Here is a 15,651-nt window from a genome sequence, read left to right on the forward strand (position 1 = left end):
ACGAAGGTGTACCGTCCCGAAGTAGAGGTTCAAATTTGAACTACCCACTCGTTCCCCTTGAGGAGGACGCCTTGAGCACCGCGGCCCCCGAGCGCATGCCCGCCCTGTACCTCTCGCACGGCGCGCCGCCGCTCGCCGACGACCCGATCTGGCCGGGCCAGCTGGCCGCCTGGTCCGCCGACCTGCCCCGGCCCAGGGCCGTCCTGATGGTCTCCGCCCACTGGGAGGAGGCCCCGCTGGCCGTCGGCGCCGTCACCACCGTCCCGCTGGTCTACGACTTCTGGGGCTTCCCCGAGCACTACTACGCCGTCCGGTACGCCGCCCCCGGCGCGCCCGAGCTGGCCGAGCGCGTGCGCAAGCTGCTGCGCGCCCCCGGCACGCCCGTCCAGGACATCCCCGACCGCGGGCTCGACCACGGCGCGTACGTGCCACTGGTGGAGATGTTCCCGGAGGCCGACGTCCCGGTGCTGCAGATCTCCCTGCCCACCCTGGACCCGCAACGCCTGCTGGAGATCGGCCGCCGGCTCGCCCCGCTGCGCGACGAGGGCGTGCTGATCATCGGCAGTGGCTTCTTCACCCACAACCTGCGGGCGCTCAGCAGGGAAGGCCGGATCAGCTCGGTGATGGCCGAGTTCGACGACTGGGGCAGGCGCGCGCTGGACGCCCAGGACGTGGACGCGCTGCTCGACTTCGAGCACAAGGCCCCGGCCGGGCGACTCGCCCACCCGCGCACCGAGCACTTCGCGCCGCTGTTCGTGACCCTCGGCGCCGGCGAGGCCGACCTCGGCAGCCAGCGCAGCGTGATCGACGGGTTCTGGATGGGACTGGCCAAGCGGTCCGTCCAGCTGGGCTGAACGGGTGAGCCGGCGCTACAGCGAGCAGCAGGTGAAGCGCTCGCCGATGTGCTCGGGCTGCTCGATCTCGTCCACCAGGGCGACCGCGAAGTCCGGCACCGAGATCCGGCTCTGCCCCTCGGCATCGGTGAGCAGCTGCTCCAGGCCCGTCCGGTAGCGACCGGTCCGCTCCCCCGGGCCGATCTCGGCGGCCGGGCTGAGCACCGTCCAGCGGACGTCGGAGACGGTCCGGTAGTAGTCCAGCGCCTCGCCGTGGGCGTGCATGATCTGCAGGAGCGGCTCCGGCAGGCCCGGGGTGTCCCAGACCCGCACGCCCGGGGCGGTCTCCAGGCCGCCCGCGCCGCCCACCGCGATCAGCCGGGGCGCGGCGCCGTCGGCGAGCGCCCGCAGGCCCTCGACCAGGGAACGGGCGGCGGGCTCGATCAACGCCAGGTGGCCCGGGCCGTCGCCGCCGCCGACGGCGCTCACCAGGACGTCCTGGCCGGCCGCCACCCGGGCCACGTCGGCCGGGTCCAGCACGTCGCCGCGCTCCACCCGGGCGGCGGTGCCCCGGTAGCGGTCCGGCTCGCGGACCACGGCGGTGACCTCGTGCCCGCGGGCCTCCGCCTCCGCGACGACGGCGCTGCCGATGCTGCCGTTGGCGCCGATCACGGCGATTCTGGCCATGGGGTACCTGCCTGGTGCTCGGAGGGTGGCCTCGCTTGTCACTGGCCTCAGACAGGTCGATTATCGGACGGAAGTGCGAACGGCCGCCCGCGCAGGACGCCCCGGCGGGTTCAGACGCGCTGGTGGGTTCAGGGCCCCGGCGGGTTCAGGTGCCCCGGCGGGTTCAGGACGCGCCGGTGGCGATGCGCTCGGCCTGGCTGCGCTCGACGCACAGCTCGTTGCCCTCCGGGTCCGCCATGGTGACCCAGCCGGTGCCGTCCGGGCGGCGCTGGTCCGACACCACCGTGGCGCCCAGGGCGAGCAGGCGCTCGACCTCCTCGTCACGGCTGCGGTCCTGCGGCTGGAGGTCCAGGTGGACCCGGTTCTTCACCGTCTTGCCCTCGGGCACCTGGATGAACAGCAGCGAGGCACCGGCGGAGTCCACCACCGCCTCCGGGTCACCCGGGTTGTCGTCCTCGCCGACGGTGCCGTCCAGCACCTTCGCCCAGAAGTCCGCGAGGGCGAACGGGTCTGCGCAGTCGATCGTCACATGACGCACCAGAGAAGCCATGCGCTCACTCTGACCTGTGCCGTTCGGTCGTGTCCAGCCTTTTCCGGCAGTGCCGGTGACCGTCCGACGGGTACGGCGGGAAGGCCGGGACGATCTCCGTGAACGCGTAGCCGCTCTTCTCCGCGACCCGGCAGGAGGCCTCGTTGTCCCCCTCGTGCAGCAGGTCGATCCGGAGCAGGCCGTCCCCGGCGAAGGCCTCGAAGGCCCAGACGGTGAGCGCCTCCACTGCGCGCGGCGCGACGCCCCGGCCGCGCGCCGCGGCCACCGTCCAGTAGCCGACCTCGGCCCGCTCCCCGCCCGGGGCACCGCGCTTGAGCACCACGTTGCCGACCAGCCCGCCATTGCCGACCAGCCCGCCGTCCTCGACCACGGCGAAGGCGTACCGGGTGCCGTTCGCCCGGCCCTCGCGCTGCACGGCCAGCCAGTACGCGGCCCGCTCCGGGTCGTCCGGCCAGGTCCGGCTGAACCGGCGCAGCGTCCCGTCCCGGTAGGCCTCGATCAGGGCCGGCGCGTCGGCGTCCTCGAAGGGGCGCAGCAGCAGGCCGTCCGCCGTCGGGAAGGTGGTCAGGGCCGGGTCGGGTCGGTGGTGGCTCATGGGTGCTCTCCCCGTGGGTTCGGAACCGCGTCGCGATCTTCCTGACGGACGAACAGCCGGTGCTCGACGGTTGCTGCTCGACGGTTGCGGCTTGACCCTGACGCTGGCGGCAGGGTCGGAGACTTCCCCCATGAGCGAAGCGAACGAAGCAGCCGGAGCGGGTCGGGTCGTGGTGGTCACCGGGGCCGGGACGGGGATCGGGCGGGAGACCGCGCGGGCCTTCGCGGCCGAGGGCGCCCGGGTGGTGGCGGTCGGGCGGCGCCCCGGGCCGCTGGCGGAGACGGCGCAGGCGCACCCGGGCCTGATCGAGCCGCTGGTCGCCGACGTCACCGGAGCGGACGCCGCGGAGACCATCGTCGGAACGGCCCTGGAGCGGTACGGGCGGCTCGACGTGCTGGTGAACAACGCCGGCATCGTGCGGAGCGGGCAGGCCCTGGGCGACTTCGACCGGCCCGGGATCGAAGCGCTGCTGGCCACCAACCTGGTCGCCCCGGTGCTGCTCGGGCAGGCCGCGGTGCCCGCCCTGGCCGCCACCCGGGGCGTGGTGGTCAACGTCAGCACGGCCGTCGGGCAGCGCGGTTGGCCGACCAACTCGGTGTACGCGGCGGGCAAGGCGGCGCTGGAGACGATCACCCGCAGCTGGGCGGTGGAACTGGCTCCGCGCGGGATCCGGGTGGTCGCGGTGGCGCCCGGGGCGATCGACACCCCGATCGGCGAGCACTCCGGGTTCAGCCCCGAGCAGTCGGCGGCGATCCGCGAGTGGCAGTTGGGGATCACCCCGCTCGGCCGGATCGGCCGACCCGCCGAGGTGGCCTGGGCGATCACCCGACTCGCCTCGCCGCAGGCCTCGTTCGTGACCGGCGTAGTGTTGTCCGTCGACGGGGGCGCGCTGGTGGCCTGACCGGACGGACCAGGGACGGACGCGGCGCAACAGGGATGCGGCGGAGCAGGAACGGGGCGGGGCGGCGGTGCGGATCGGTGAACTGGCACGGCGGACGGGCAGTACCGCCCGGGCGCTGCGGCACTACGAGCAGGCCGGGCTGATCGACTCCGAGCGGGCGGCCAACGGCTACCGGGAGTACCGGGATTCGGCCGTCCCGCGGGTCCGCAACATCCGCGCCCTGGTCGCCGCCGGGCTCACCATGGAGGACCTCCGGCCCCTGCTCGGCTGCCTGGACGGGGACGTGCTGTCCCGCCCGCCGTCCGAGCAGGTGCTGGAGATCGTCCGGGAGCGGCTGGCCGCGCTGGAACGCCGGATCGCCGCCCAGACCGAGGCCCGGGACCGGCTGCTCGCGGCGCTGACGACGGCCGAGCGGCTGCGTTCGAACGGGTGACACCCCCGATCGGGGGTGTGCAGCGGGCGCGCGGGATAGCACAGTGGGCGCATGCAGATTCCACTCTCCGCGATGGACTTCCTCGACCGCGCCGAGCTGGTCTACGGCGACCGGGTCGGCATCGTCGACGAGCCGGTGCAACCGGCCGAATCCTGGGGCGAGCTGAGCTACCGACGGGTCGCCGAACTCGCCCGGGCCCAGGCCGCCGGGCTGGACCGGCTCGGCGTCGGCCCGGGCGAACGGGTCGCGATCGTCTCGCACAACTCGGCCCGGCTGCTCACCTCCTTCTTCGGGGTGAGCGGGTACGGCCGGGTACTGGTGCCGGTCAACTTCCGGCTGCGGGCCGAGGAGGTCGCGTACATCGTCGAGCAGAGCGGCGCCTCCGTGCTGCTGGTCGACCCCGAACTCGCCGACGCCCTGCACGGGGTGGTGGCCGAGCACAAGTTCGTGCTCGGCGCGGACAGTGACGCGCTGCTGTACGACTTCGACAACGCGCCCCGCCGGTACGCCGTTTCCGAGAACGACACCGCGACCATCAACTACACCAGCGGAACCACCGCCCGCCCCAAGGGCGTTCAGCTCACCCACCGCAACGTGTGGCTGAACGCGACGCTGATGGGCCTGCACTACGGCGCGAACGACCGGGACGTGTACCTGCACACCCTGCCGATGTTCCACGCCAACGGCTGGGGCCTGCCGTTCTCGCTCACCGGACTCGGCGCCCGGCACATCGTGCTGCGCAAGGTGGACGGCGCCGAGATCCTGCGCCGGGTCGAGCGGCACGGGGTGACCTTCCTGTCCGGCGCGCCCGCCGTGGTGCAGATGGTGCTGGACGCGGCCGCCGACTGGGACGGCCCGGTGCCCGGCCGGGACAGGGTGCGGATGATCGTGGCCGGCGCCCCGCCGCCGACCTCGGTGGTACAGCAGGTCGAGGAGCAGCTGGGCTGGGAGTTCATGCAGCTCTACGGCCTGACCGAGACCGCGCCGATCGTCACGGTCAACCGCTCGCGTGCCGAGTGGGACACCCTGCCGGCCGCCGAACGGGCCGAGAAGCTGGTGCAGGCCGGCGCCCCCGCGCTCGGCACCCAGCTGCGGGTCGACGCCCAGGGCGAGGTGCTGGTGCGCTCCAACACCGTGCTGGACGGGTACTGGCGGCAGCCGGAGGCGACCGCCGAGGCGCTGCGGGACGAGTGGTTCCACACCGGCGACGGCGGCACCCTCACCGACGGCCAACTGTCCATCTCGGACCGGAAGAAGGACGTCATCATCAGCGGTGGGGAGAACGTCTCCTCGATCGAGGTGGAGGACTGCCTGTACGGCCACCCGGCGGTGGCCGAGGTCGCGGTGATCGGGGTGCCGCACGAGAAGTGGGGCGAGACGGTGAAGGCCCTGGTGGTGCTCCGGGAGGACCGGGCGGCCGTCACCGAGGCGGAGTTGATCGCGCACTGCAAGCAGCGGCTGGCCGGCTACAAGTCGCCCACCTCGGTGGAGTTCCGGGCCGAGCTGCCGCGCACGGCCACCGGGAAGCTGCAGAAGTTCCGGCTCCGCGAGCCGTACTGGAGCGGGCGGGAGCGCCAGGTCAACTGACGTCCGCCCTCAGCCGACGAGGCCCGAGGCGCGGGCCGCCAGGGCGAGTTCGGTCCGGTTGCGGACGCCGAGCTTGTGCATCGCGGACTTGAGGTAGCCGGTCACGGTGTTGCAGGTCAGGCCCAGGTGGGCGGCGATCTCCGGGTTGGTCCGGCCGGTCGCCGCCCAGCGCAGCACCTCGTGCTCGCGCCGGGTCAACGGCCGTGCGGGCGCCACCGGTTCGGGCTTCGTACGGTTCCAGGCCGCCGCCCCGGCGAGCGCCCGGGCGGCCGTCGCCGCCAGCCGGCCGACGGCGGAGATCCGGACGTCCCCGAACGGGACGACGGTGCGCAGCGAGGCGTACACCACGCCGTGCACGGTGTCGCCGTCCAGCAGCGGGACGGTGAGCATCGCGTACAGGTCGTCGGCGGCCACGGCCGCGTCGTACTGGTGCGAGATGGTCGTGGCCGCACGGTAGTCGGACACCCAGGTGGGCGCGCGCTCGGCGAGCGCCCGGCCGCCGAGGCCGAGACCGGCCGGGACCGGCACGTCGTGCAGCAGGTCCGCCCGGGTGCCGGCCCAGTGGCGCAGCACCATGCCCGCGCTGCCGGGGCGGCTGCCGGGCAGCGGCTCGGGCACGCCGACCAGGCCGACGTCGGCGCCGCACTCGGCCACCACCCGGCGGGCGAGGTCACCGAGCACCGCGCGGCGCACCAGCTCGGCGGCGCGGGCGGCGAGTTCGGGGTCGTCGGGGTGCTCCGGACGGCCGGCGTACTCGGGGTGGGAGGGGTGAGAGGGGTGGGAGGGGTGGTCGGGGGCGCCGTCCGGCACGGCGGTGAGGGGGTCCGCAGCCCTGGTCATCGCGGAATTGTCACACGCGGTGCGAGCGGAGGCGAGAGTCCTGACGTGCGTGTTCCGTGGAGTGGCGGGCGCCGACGCCGGTCGGGGCGTAGGGTGCCGCCGCGGGGCTACCGACGAGTAGTGGACGAGTGGTAACCGCCCGGACCGGAGGAAAGAACCGATGACCGACCCGAACACCCCGGGCGCCGCGGGCGACGTCCTGCACGGCCTGCTGGCCGACCTGCGGGCCGAGAGCGCCGTCCTGGACGCGCTGGTGGCCGGACTGTCGGCCGCGGACTGGGCTGCGCCCACCCCGGCCGAGGGCTGGACGGTCGCGCACCAGATCGCCCACCTGGCCTGGACCGACGACTGGACGGCACTGGCCGCCCGCGACCCGGAGAACTTCACCGCCTCGCTCGGCGGCCGCTTCACCCAGCTGCTGGCCGCCGGCGCCGATCCGGTCGAGGAGGGTGCCCGGGAGGGCGCGGCCGCCGAACCAGCCGCCCTGCTCGCCCGCTGGCGGGCCGGCCGGGCGCAGGTGCAGGCCGCCCTGGCCGCCGCCCCCGCCCACGTCCGGCTGCCCTGGTTCGGCCCGCCGATGAAGCCCGCCTCGATGGCCACCGCCCGGCTGATGGAGACCTGGGCGCACGGCCAGGACGTCGCGGACGCGCTGGGCGCGACCCGGGAACCCACCGACCGGCTGCGGCACATCGCCCACCTGGGCCTGCGCACCCTCGGCTTCGCCTTCGCGGCGCACGGCCTGCCCGCCCCGGAGCGCCCGGTGCGGCTCGAACTGACCGCGCCCGACGGGGGTTCGTGGGCCTTCGGCCCCACGGACGCGATGGACGTGGTGACCGGTCCCGCCCTGGACTTCTGCCTCCTGGTCACCCAGCGCCGCCACCGCGACGACCTCGCCCTGACCGCCACCGGCCCGATCGCCACCATCTGGCTGCCGATCGCCCAGGCCTTCGCCGGCCCTCCCGGCAAGGGGCGGCAGCCGGCCCCCGGCGCCTGAACGGCCCGGGGTGGTTTCGCGCATAGACTGCGAGGCGGCCGAACGCACAGACCGGAGCAGGCACCATGAGCTTCTACGAGCGGCACCGCGACTTCGTCGAGGAGGTGCTGCGCACGGCCCCCGAAGGCGTCCGGGTCGAATGGTCCGGCGACATGTTGGTCATGCAGACGACTCCACCCAACATTCACCAGTTGAACCTCGGACTCGTCCAGCGGCAGTTCGAGCGCCGCGTCCCGGACGACTACGGTTTCAGCGGCAACAGTGCGCTGACCACCCTCGACGTGACGAAGGAGCGCTCCCCCGATCTGACCTATCTTCCGATCGCCTCCTTCACTCGGGAAGGCAACACCACTCCCGCCGAGGAAGCCCTCATCGCGGTCGAGGTGGTGTCGCCCTCCAACGCGGGGAACGACTGGGTGGACAAGCTCCGCGACTACGCGGTGATGCGCGTCCCGCTCTACCTGATCATCGATCCGCGGGAGGGCACGGTCACGCTGTTCTCCGAACCGAACCACGACCGCTACCACGTGCGGCACGACCGGAAGTTCGGGGACAGCATGCGCATTCCCGAGCCGTTCGACTTCGACCTGGACCTGAGCGGGCTGGTGCGCTACCCGGACTGAGCACGACCGGGCGGACCTGGGACGTGTCCGAGGCCTCACAGGCCGATCCGCAGCGGGGTGAGGCGGGTGGCGATCAGGTTGGTGGCACCGCGGTCGCGTTCGATGTGGCCGTGCACCAGCAGGCCCGCCCGGTCCAGGGCGGTGCGGCGCTGGGACTCCCAGACCGGGCGGTTGCAGATCACGTTGATCAGGCCGGTCTCGTCCTCCAGGCTGAGGAAGAGCACCCCGCCGGCCGTCGGCGGGCGCTGACGGTGGGTGACCAGGCCGCCGACCACCACGGCCGTTCCCGGTGGCACGTCCGGGAGTTGGGCGGCGCTGAGCGCGCCGCCGCGGTCCAGGTGGGCGCGCAGGTGCTGGAGCGGGTGGCTGGTGGCGGAGGTGCCGGTGGCCCACAGGTCGGCGATGGTCTCCTCGACCGGGCTCATCCCGGGCAGTTCCGGTGCCTCGGTGCCGGGCGTGGTGCCGGGGAGCAGTTCGGCCGAGATCCCGGCGAACGCGCCCGCTGCCCACAGCGCCTGACGCCTCGTCAGCCCGAAGCAGTCGAAGGCCCCGGCCGTCGCCAGCGCCTCCAGAACGGGCGCGGGCAGGCCGGTGCGGCGGGCGAAGTCCTCCAGGTCGGCGTACGGCTGCCCGGTCGCGATCAGCTCGGCCTGCGGGGTGCCGATGCCGCGCACCGTCTCCAGGCCGAGCCGGATGGCCGGTTGGGGACGGCCGGCGGTCAGCGGCGGCGCGGGGGTCGGGCCCCGGTACGGCTCCAGGGTGGGGCGCGGCCCGCTGGCGTTGACGTCCACTCCGCGCACCCGTACGCCGTGCCGGCGGACGTCCGCGACCAGGCTGAGCGGCGAGTAGAAGCCCATCGGCTGGTTGGCCAGCAGGGCGCAGGTGAAGGCCGCCGGGAAGTGGTACTTGAGCCAGGCGCTGGCGTACACCAGGTAGGCGAAGCTGATCGCGTGCGACTCCGGGAAGCCGTAGTTGGAGAAGGCCTCGATCTTGCCGTAGACGTCCTCGGCGACCTCGGGCGGGATGCCGCGCTCGGCCATCCCGGTGAGCAGCCGGTCGCGCAGCCGGGCGACCCGCTCGTGCGAGCGCTTGGCGCCCATCGCCTGGCGCAGCCGGTCGGCCTCGGCGGGCGTGAACCCGGCGCAGTCGATGGCGAGTTGCATCATCTGCTCCTGGAACAGCGGCACCCCGAGGGTCTTGCCGAGGGCGTTCTCCATCAGCGGGTGCGGGCAGCCGGGCGGCTCCACCCCGGCGCGGCGGCGCAGGTACGGGTGGACGGAGCCGCCCTGGATCGGGCCGGGGCGGATCAGCGCGACCTCGACCACCAGGTCGTAGAAGTGGTCCGGCTTGAGCCGGGGCAGGGTGGCCATCTGCGCCCGGGACTCGACCTGGAAGACGCCCACGGTGTCGGCGCGGCGCAGCATCGCGTACACGCCCGGGTCGTCGCCCGGGATGGTCGCCAGGTCGTAGCGCAGGCCGTGGTGCTGCTCGATCAGGTCGCAGGCGTCGTGCAGCGCGGCGAGCATCCCGAGGCCGAGCAGGTCGATCTTCACCAGCCCGGCGCCCGCGGTGGACTCCTTGTCCCACTGGAGGACGGAACGCCCGGGCATCCGCGCCCACTCGGTCGGGCAGATCTCCCCGATCGGCTCCTTGGTGAGCACCATGCCGCCCGAGTGGATGCCCAGGTGGCGTGGCAGGCCGTGGAGTTGGGCGGCGAGCGAGAGCACGTCGGCGGGGATGACGGCGTCCTCGCCGGGGGCGGAGCGGAAGTCGGTCTGCCGGCTGAAGGCGTCCACCTGCCCCTGCGGGTAGCCGAGCACCCGGGCGGCGTCGCGGATCGCCAACCGGGGCCGGTAGGTGATCACGTTGGCGACCTGAGCGGCGTGCTCGCGCCCGTAGCGGCGGTAGACGTACTGGATGACCTCCTCGCGGCGGCGGTTCTCGATGTCCAGGTCGATGTCGGGCGGGCCGTCCCGGGCGGTGGACAGGAAGCGCTCGAACAGCAGCTTGTAGTGGATCGGGTCGACGGCGGTGATCCCGAGGGCGTAGCAGACCGCCGAGTTGGCGGCCGAGCCGCGGCCCTGGCACCAGATGTCCTGGCTCCGGCAGAAGTCCACGATGTCGTGCACGATCAGGAAGTAGCCGGCCAGGTCGAGGTCCTCGATCACGTCGAGTTCCTTGGCGAGCTGGCGGCGGGCGGCGGCGTTGCCGGGGCCGAAGCGGGCCGGGCCGCCGGCCGCGACCAGGGCGCGCAGGTGGCCGATCTCGGTCTCCCCCTCGGGGACGGGGTAGCCGGGCAGTTCCGGGTCCAGCTTGGTGAAGTCGAAGGCGCAGGCCCGGCCGAGTTCGGCGGTGGCCTGCCGCACGCCGGGGAAGCGGGCCAGCCGGGCGGCCATCTCCCGGCCCGAGCGCAGGTGCGCGGTGCCGGAGGCCCTGGTCCAGCCGGCCGCCTCCTGGAGCGTGCGGCGCTCGTGCAGGGCGGCCAGGCTCTGGGCGAGCCGGCCCTGGGCGGGGCCGGCGTGGTGGGCGTTGGTGGAGGCGACGACGGGCAGTCGCAGTTCTCCGGCGAGCGCGGCGAGGGCGTCGTTGCGCCGGTCGTCGCCGGGCAGCCACTGGTCGATCAGCTCGACGTACACGTTCTCGCGGCCGAACGCCTCGGTGAGGGTGCGCAGTCGCCGCTCCGCCCCGCCGGTCGCGAGGGCCGCCGGGACCCGGCCGAGGCGGCAGCCGGTGAGCACCGCCCAGTGGCCGTCGTGCGCCTCGGCGAGCGCGGCGAAGTCGTACGCCGGGCGGCCCTTGGCGCCGCCGGCCAGTTGGGCGGCGGCGATCGCGGCGGAGAGGCGGCGGTAGCCGGCCGGGTCGCGGGCGAGGACCAACAGGTGTTCGGTGGCACTCTTGTGACTGATCGTCAGCTCGGCGCCGAACACGGTGGCCACGCCCGTTCCCCGGGCCGCCTCGGCGAGCCGGACCGCTCCGTACAGGCCATCGTGGTCGGTGATCGCCAGGGTCTCCACGCCCAGCCGGGCCGCCTCGGCGACCAGGTCCTCCGGGTCGCTGGCGCCGTCCAGGAAGCTGAAAGCGGAGTGGACGTGCAGTTCGGCCCAGGGTTCGGCGGGGGCTGGGCCTCCGGGCTTTACGGCAGGGGGTTCCTCGGTGGGGGGTTCCGCGGTGGGGGCTTCCTTGGCGCGGGCTTGTTCGGCGCGGGCTTCCTCGGCGGGGCGGCGCAGCGGGACGACCGTGCGGTCCGGCGCGGCGCCGGTCAGCCGGCGGTGCAGTTCGCTCCACGGGACGGTGGGGTGGCTGGTGAAGCCCATCGGGGTTGCCTTCGTCGTTCTCGTACTGGTCCTGCCCCCTTGCCCCCCCTGCCACGGGCCTTCGGGCCTTCGGGCCGCTAGTCGTAGCCGGCCTCCAGGTACCACGCACCCCCCTCCACGGTGAGCAGCAGCGCCCGACCGCCGTCCACCACCACCTGGAACCGCGCCCGGCGGCGGGCGAGCGACTGGTCCCACCAGTACTCGACCGCCGGCCAGGGCCCGGTCCAGGCCGCCACCCGCTCCTCGCCGCCCCGGGTCACGACCAGGGCCGGCCGACCCGACACCCCCGCCCGGCCGTCCACCGTGACCGGCCGGCCGGCCTCGTCCAGCACCCGTACCGGCGCCGGCTCGCGCAGCACCACGGCCGGCCAGAGGTCCGCCGACCGCTCCGCCAGCCGCCCCGGCCAGGGCGCCTCCGCCGCGGCTGCCGCCTCGTACGGCTCGCCCCACGGCACCCGGACCTGCTGCTCGCCCGGGCCGCGACCGCCGGCCGGTTCGATCCGGCGCAGCCCGGCGTGCCCGAGCACCGACTGCACCCGGGCCACCGCGCGCTCCACCCGGTCGTCCGCGACGGCCTGGCCCCACAGGGCGAGTTGGCGGCCCTGGTCCGGGGAGAGGCCGTCGGGGGCGAGGCGGAGCAGGGCGAAGCCCTCTCGATCGCCGTGGCCGGCGGCGAAGGTGCCCATGCCCTGCCAGGCCTGGAGCTGCCAGCGGACCCGTTCGGCCAGCGCCGTCGCGGACAGCCGGCCCTCGTGCCGCCACAGCCGGGAGGCCGTCCGACCGTCCGCGCAGGCCACCTCGACCGCCACCCGGCGGCAGGTCAGCCCGGCCCCGGCCAGCCGCCGGTGCAGCTGCTCGGCCAGCGTGCGGGCGACGAACACCAGCGGCTCGGCCGACCGCTCCGGCGGGTCGAAGCGCTGCTCGACGGCGAGGTCCGGCTCCTCGTCGCGCGGCACCAGCGGGCGCGGCTGCAGGCCGCGGGCCAGCCGGTGCGCGACCGTCCCGGTCGGGCCGAAGCGGTCCGCGACCGCCTCGGGCGGCAGCCCGGCGAAGGCCCCGACGGTGGGCAGGCCGAGCCGCCCCAGCAGCTCGGCCAGCGCCTCGTCGCCCAGCGCGGCCACCGGGTAGGGGGCGAGGAACTCCGCCGTACGGCCGGCGGGCACCAGCACCCCGGCGCGGGCGGCGAGCACGGCGGCGAACAGGCCGTCGGCGACGCCGATCCGGGCGTGGGGGGCGGTCGGGGTGGTGGGCTCGATCGGTTCGGTGGTGCGTTCGATGGATCCAGCGGCTTCGGCAGGTTCGGTGGATCCGGCGGGTGGGCCTGGGGTGGTGGCGGGCATGGCGGGCACCGCCACCGCGCCGGGGACGGCGTCCGGGACGGGCGGTCGCCCGAGGGCGTCCGCCACCGCCGCGCCGACCAGGGTCGCGAGCGCCTCCTCGCCGCCGAAGTAGCGGCCCGGACCCTTCACCGGGATGGCGCACAGGCCCGGGCGGATCACCTCCACCCGGGGCGTGAACGCCTCCACCGCCGCGACCACCGGCTCGAAGCGGCGGGTCTCCGCCTCCGGGTCGCGGTCGCGCAGTTCCAGTTCCGGGCAGAGCCGCTGGGCCAGCTTGAGCCGTTGCCCCTGCCGCACCCCGGCGGCCCGGGCACCCGCCGAGCAGGCGAGGATCCGTCCGGCCTCCGTCACGGCCACCGGGTCGTCACCGGTGACGGCCACCACCGGCCAGTCCGGGCACCAGACCACCAGGACCCTGGGGGTCCGGTCGCCGTCGGACGTCGTCGGCATGTCACACCACCGCCGCCACGAGCGGGGCCGCCTCGGGTGCGGCGGGCAGGGCGGGCACGGCTACGGCGGGCAGGGCGGCGGGCACGGCCACGGGGCCCGGGGGAACGGCGAGGGGCTGCGCCTGCTCCCGGACCGGGCGCACCGCGCCGTGCTCGTCCGGCAGCCAGAGCCGGGCCGTCCGGCCGCGCACCGCCGAGCCGCGCCCCTCGGCCACCACCTCCACCTGACGCCCGGCGAGCTGCCCGTAGCCGTCCCCCAGCCCGAACCAGCGCCTGGACCGCACCCCCAGCCGCAGCGCCGCCCCCGGCCACGGGCCGGCCACCAGCAGCACGCAGCCGCTGCGCCGCAGCACGGCGGCCAGGCGGGCGGCCAGCTTCGGGGGCACCGGGCCGTCCGGGCGCAGCATGATCAGTTCGACCGCGCCGGCCAGCACCGACACCACCTCGGGCCAGTGCCGCCCCGGGTCGTCGGCGACCAGCAGGCGGCGCAGGTCCAGCCCGTACCCCTCGGCGGCGGCGAGGCCCAGGTCCGGCAGCCCGATCGCGGCCGCCCAGCCGCCCCCGGTCTCCCGGACCCCGGCGGCCAGCGCGAGCAGCAGTCCGGCGTCCCCGCCCGCCACCGACACCGCCGTCCCGCGCCGCAGTCCGCCGTCCGGCAGCACCTCGCGCAGGGCGGGCACCACCGGTACCAGTCCGTGCCCGGCCGCCTGCCCGTCCGCCTGCCCATCAGTTCGCCCGGCCGCCCGCCCCGCCTCGGAGGCGGGCGCGGCAGCCGGGAGCGCCACCGGCCGCAGCACGGGGCGTTCGGGCTGCTCGGCGGCGGATTCGAAAGCAGGTTCGAAAACGGACACAGCCCCAGGATCGAACATCCGTTCGCAAAGATTCAAGTCCACCCCACCGCCCTCATTCGTCACACTCCGTGTCGGATGCGCCGAATGCCGGAGCCCCCTTGGCCCTTTCGGCTGACCGACAACCCTTTTTTCCTTGACAAATTTTTTTGTCGGTCGGATGCTGGAGGAGTGCTGGACGTCGCCGTGATCGAAGAACCCGCCGCGGCCGAGGCCTCCCTGGACCCGATCCGGTCCCGGATCCTCGCCGCCCTCGCCGAGCCCGGCTCGGCCGCCATGCTGGCCACCCGGCTGGAGCTGCCCCGACAGAAGGTCAACTACCACCTGAAAGAACTGGAACGGCACGGACTCGTCGAACTCGCCGAGGAACGACGCAAGGGCAACGTCACCGAACGGGTGTACCGCGCCACCGCCGCCTCCTACGTGATCTCCCCCAGCGTCCTGGCCGCCGTGAGCCCCGACCCCTCCCGCTCCCCCGACCAGCTCTCCGCCCGCTGGCTGCTCGCCCTGGGCTCCCGGCTGGTGCAGGAGGTCGGGGCCCTGCTCACCGGCGCCTCCCGGGCCGGGCGGCGGGTCGCCACCTTCGGCATCGACGCCCAGGTGCGGTTCGCCTCCGCCGCCGACCGGACGGCCTTCGCCGAGGAACTGTCCCTCGCCGTGGCCACCCTGGTCAGCCGCTACCACGACGAGTCCGCCCCCGGGGGCCGCAGCCACCGGGTGGTCGTCGGACTCCACCAGATCCCCTCGGCGCCCAAGCCCGAACACGACCGACCGCAGCCCGAAGGCGACCGATCCCAGCCCGAAGGCGACCGGCCGCAGCCCGAAGACGACCAGGAGAACCGGACGTGACCCACCCCTTCGAGATCGAGCTGGAGACGACCCTCCCGGCGAGCCCGGAACAGGTCTGGGAGGCCATCGCCACCGGACCGGGCCTCGACTCCTGGTTCATGGGTCGCAACGAACTCGACCCGCGCGAGGGCGGAACCGCCGGCATGGAGATCGGCGGCCACCGCACGGAGGCGGTGGTCACCGCCCACGAGCCCGGCAAGCGCCTGGCCACCCGCACGGCCACCGCCGAGGACGGCCGGTTCATGGCCTTCGAGTACCTGATCGAGGGCCGGGACGGCGGCAGCACCGTGCTCCGCGTCGTCCACAGCGGCCTGCTCGGCGACGACTGGCAGGACGAGTACGACGCGCTGCGCCGCGGCTGGCCGTTCCACCTGCACACGCTCCGCGAGTACCTCACCCACTTCCCCGGCAGCACCGGCACCCCGGTCTTCGCCGCGGCGCCCGGAGGCGGGCGCCCGGACCCGGAGGTCCGCAGCCTCCTCGCCGACGCACTGTCACTGCCGCTGCCGGTCACCGTGGGTGCCCGGACCCACGCCGAACCGGCCGGACTGCCCGCACTGGACGGGGAGGTGGTCTGGGCGGACGACGAACGCTTCGAACTCCGCACCGCCGACGGGCTCCTCACCTTCCACCACGGCGCGGGAACGGTGCTGATGTTCCACCACCTCTTCGGGCCCGCGATGGACGGGGCCGAAGCCGCCTGGCAGCGGTGGCTGGCCGGGCTCCTCGCCTGACCCGCGCCTGACCCTCGCCCGACCGACGCGCACGCACCGCCCGTCATCGCATCCGCAGAGCCACGAGAACCGCA

General features: G+C 74.6%; 15 protein-coding genes. 8 read left to right on the forward strand and 7 right to left on the reverse strand.

What is annotated here, in order from left to right; genetic code table 11:
- The first annotated feature begins 71 nt into the window (after positions 1-71).
- Positions 72-854 (forward strand): dioxygenase family protein, encoded by a 783-nt coding sequence (locus ACZ4W5_RS12205; RefSeq protein WP_465654080.1) that lies wholly within the window; start codon positions 72-74, stop codon positions 852-854.
- Between the two features lie 15 nt (positions 855-869).
- On the opposite strand, the gene ACZ4W5_RS12210 is transcribed toward ACZ4W5_RS12205, so the two are convergent.
- The 3 genes from ACZ4W5_RS12210 to ACZ4W5_RS12220 all read right to left on the reverse strand — a co-directional run bounded on the left by ACZ4W5_RS12210 (position 870) and on the right by ACZ4W5_RS12220 (position 2,665).
- Complete coding sequence (locus tag ACZ4W5_RS12210; RefSeq protein WP_465654081.1) at positions 870-1,520, reverse strand: NAD(P)-dependent oxidoreductase; 651 nt, start codon at positions 1,518-1,520, stop codon at positions 870-872.
- Positions 1,521-1,683: 163 nt separating this feature from the next.
- Entirely contained in the window at positions 1,684-2,070 is a 387-nt protein-coding gene (locus ACZ4W5_RS12215) for a VOC family protein (protein ID WP_360237356.1), read from the reverse strand.
- A 4-nt stretch (positions 2,071-2,074) separates the two neighbouring features.
- A complete protein-coding gene (locus ACZ4W5_RS12220) occupies positions 2,075-2,665 on the reverse strand; it encodes a GNAT family N-acetyltransferase (protein ID WP_465654082.1) in 591 nt (196 codons plus the stop codon).
- A gap of 130 nt (positions 2,666-2,795) precedes the next feature.
- Between ACZ4W5_RS12220 and ACZ4W5_RS12225 the strand changes: the two genes are divergently transcribed.
- The 3 genes from ACZ4W5_RS12225 to ACZ4W5_RS12235 all read left to right on the forward strand — a co-directional run bounded on the left by ACZ4W5_RS12225 (position 2,796) and on the right by ACZ4W5_RS12235 (position 5,586).
- Entirely contained in the window at positions 2,796-3,566 is a 771-nt protein-coding gene (locus ACZ4W5_RS12225; RefSeq protein ID WP_465654083.1) for an SDR family NAD(P)-dependent oxidoreductase, read from the forward strand.
- Positions 3,567-3,633: 67 nt separating this feature from the next.
- Positions 3,634-3,999, forward strand: coding sequence for a MerR family transcriptional regulator (locus tag ACZ4W5_RS12230; RefSeq protein ID WP_360237350.1), 366 nt, complete (start codon positions 3,634-3,636; stop codon positions 3,997-3,999).
- Positions 4,000-4,050: 51 nt separating this feature from the next.
- Positions 4,051-5,586, forward strand: coding sequence for an AMP-binding protein (locus ACZ4W5_RS12235; protein ID WP_465654084.1), 1,536 nt, complete (start codon positions 4,051-4,053; stop codon positions 5,584-5,586).
- Between the two features lie 9 nt (positions 5,587-5,595).
- Here the strand turns inward: ACZ4W5_RS12235 and ACZ4W5_RS12240 are convergent, their stop codons facing one another.
- A complete protein-coding gene (locus ACZ4W5_RS12240) occupies positions 5,596-6,426 on the reverse strand; it encodes a helix-turn-helix transcriptional regulator (protein ID WP_465654085.1) in 831 nt (276 codons plus the stop codon).
- 160 nt (positions 6,427-6,586) lie between these two features.
- On the opposite strand from ACZ4W5_RS12240, the gene ACZ4W5_RS12245 reads away from it, so the two are divergent.
- Positions 6,587-7,420 (forward strand): TIGR03084 family metal-binding protein, encoded by an 834-nt coding sequence (locus tag ACZ4W5_RS12245; protein ID WP_465654086.1) that lies wholly within the window; start codon positions 6,587-6,589, stop codon positions 7,418-7,420.
- Between the two features lie 65 nt (positions 7,421-7,485).
- Complete coding sequence (locus tag ACZ4W5_RS12250; RefSeq protein ID WP_465654087.1) at positions 7,486-8,043, forward strand: Uma2 family endonuclease; 558 nt, start codon at positions 7,486-7,488, stop codon at positions 8,041-8,043.
- A 35-nt stretch (positions 8,044-8,078) separates the two neighbouring features.
- On the opposite strand, the gene ACZ4W5_RS12255 is transcribed toward ACZ4W5_RS12250, so the two are convergent.
- The 3 genes from ACZ4W5_RS12255 to ACZ4W5_RS12265 form a co-directional block, all read right to left on the reverse strand.
- Positions 8,079-11,357 (reverse strand): error-prone DNA polymerase, encoded by a 3,279-nt coding sequence (locus ACZ4W5_RS12255; protein WP_465654088.1) that lies wholly within the window; start codon positions 11,355-11,357, stop codon positions 8,079-8,081.
- Positions 11,358-11,434: 77 nt separating this feature from the next.
- A complete protein-coding gene (locus ACZ4W5_RS12260) occupies positions 11,435-13,147 on the reverse strand; it encodes a DNA polymerase Y family protein (RefSeq protein ID WP_465654089.1) in 1,713 nt (570 codons plus the stop codon).
- A 1-nt stretch (position 13,148) separates the two neighbouring features.
- Complete coding sequence (locus ACZ4W5_RS12265; RefSeq protein ID WP_465654090.1) at positions 13,149-13,997, reverse strand: hypothetical protein; 849 nt, start codon at positions 13,995-13,997, stop codon at positions 13,149-13,151.
- Positions 13,998-14,165: 168 nt separating this feature from the next.
- Between ACZ4W5_RS12265 and ACZ4W5_RS12270 the strand changes: the two genes are divergently transcribed.
- Positions 14,166-14,843, forward strand: a complete 678-nt coding sequence (locus tag ACZ4W5_RS12270; RefSeq protein WP_465654091.1) for an ArsR/SmtB family transcription factor — start codon at positions 14,166-14,168, stop codon at positions 14,841-14,843.
- Positions 14,840-15,577: an SRPBCC family protein gene (locus ACZ4W5_RS12275; protein WP_465654092.1), complete on the forward strand. Its 738-nt coding sequence runs from the start codon at positions 14,840-14,842 to the stop codon at positions 15,575-15,577. The genes ACZ4W5_RS12270 and ACZ4W5_RS12275 overlap by 4 nt, the downstream gene beginning before the upstream one ends.
- Positions 15,578-15,651: the final 74 nt, after the last annotated feature.

It is taken from the genome of Kitasatospora sp. NPDC029367 (assembly GCF_055569135.1).

Bases quoted from the DNA above. Each gene is read 5' to 3' on its own strand.
- ACZ4W5_RS12215 (WP_360237356.1), bottom strand. From the start codon at position 2,070: ATGGCTTCTCTGGTGCGTCATGTGACGATCGACTGCGCAGACCCGTTC.
- ACZ4W5_RS12225 (WP_465654083.1), top strand. From the start codon at position 2,796: ATGAGCGAAGCGAACGAAGCAGCCGGAGCGGGTCGGGTCGTGGTGGTC.
- ACZ4W5_RS12235 (WP_465654084.1), top strand. From the start codon at position 4,051: ATGCAGATTCCACTCTCCGCGATGGACTTCCTCGACCGCGCCGAGCTG.
- ACZ4W5_RS12245 (WP_465654086.1), top strand. From the start codon at position 6,587: ATGACCGACCCGAACACCCCGGGCGCCGCGGGCGACGTCCTGCACGGC.
- ACZ4W5_RS12240 (WP_465654085.1), bottom strand. From the start codon at position 6,426: ATGACCAGGGCTGCGGACCCCCTCACCGCCGTGCCGGACGGCGCCCCC.
- ACZ4W5_RS12220 (WP_465654082.1), bottom strand. From the start codon at position 2,665: ATGAGCCACCACCGACCCGACCCGGCCCTGACCACCTTCCCGACGGCG.
- ACZ4W5_RS12250 (WP_465654087.1), top strand. From the start codon at position 7,486: ATGAGCTTCTACGAGCGGCACCGCGACTTCGTCGAGGAGGTGCTGCGC.
- ACZ4W5_RS12255 (WP_465654088.1), bottom strand. From the start codon at position 11,357: ATGGGCTTCACCAGCCACCCCACCGTCCCGTGGAGCGAACTGCACCGC.
- ACZ4W5_RS12260 (WP_465654089.1), bottom strand. From the start codon at position 13,147: ATGCCGACGACGTCCGACGGCGACCGGACCCCCAGGGTCCTGGTGGTC.
- ACZ4W5_RS12210 (WP_465654081.1), bottom strand. From the start codon at position 1,520: ATGGCCAGAATCGCCGTGATCGGCGCCAACGGCAGCATCGGCAGCGCC.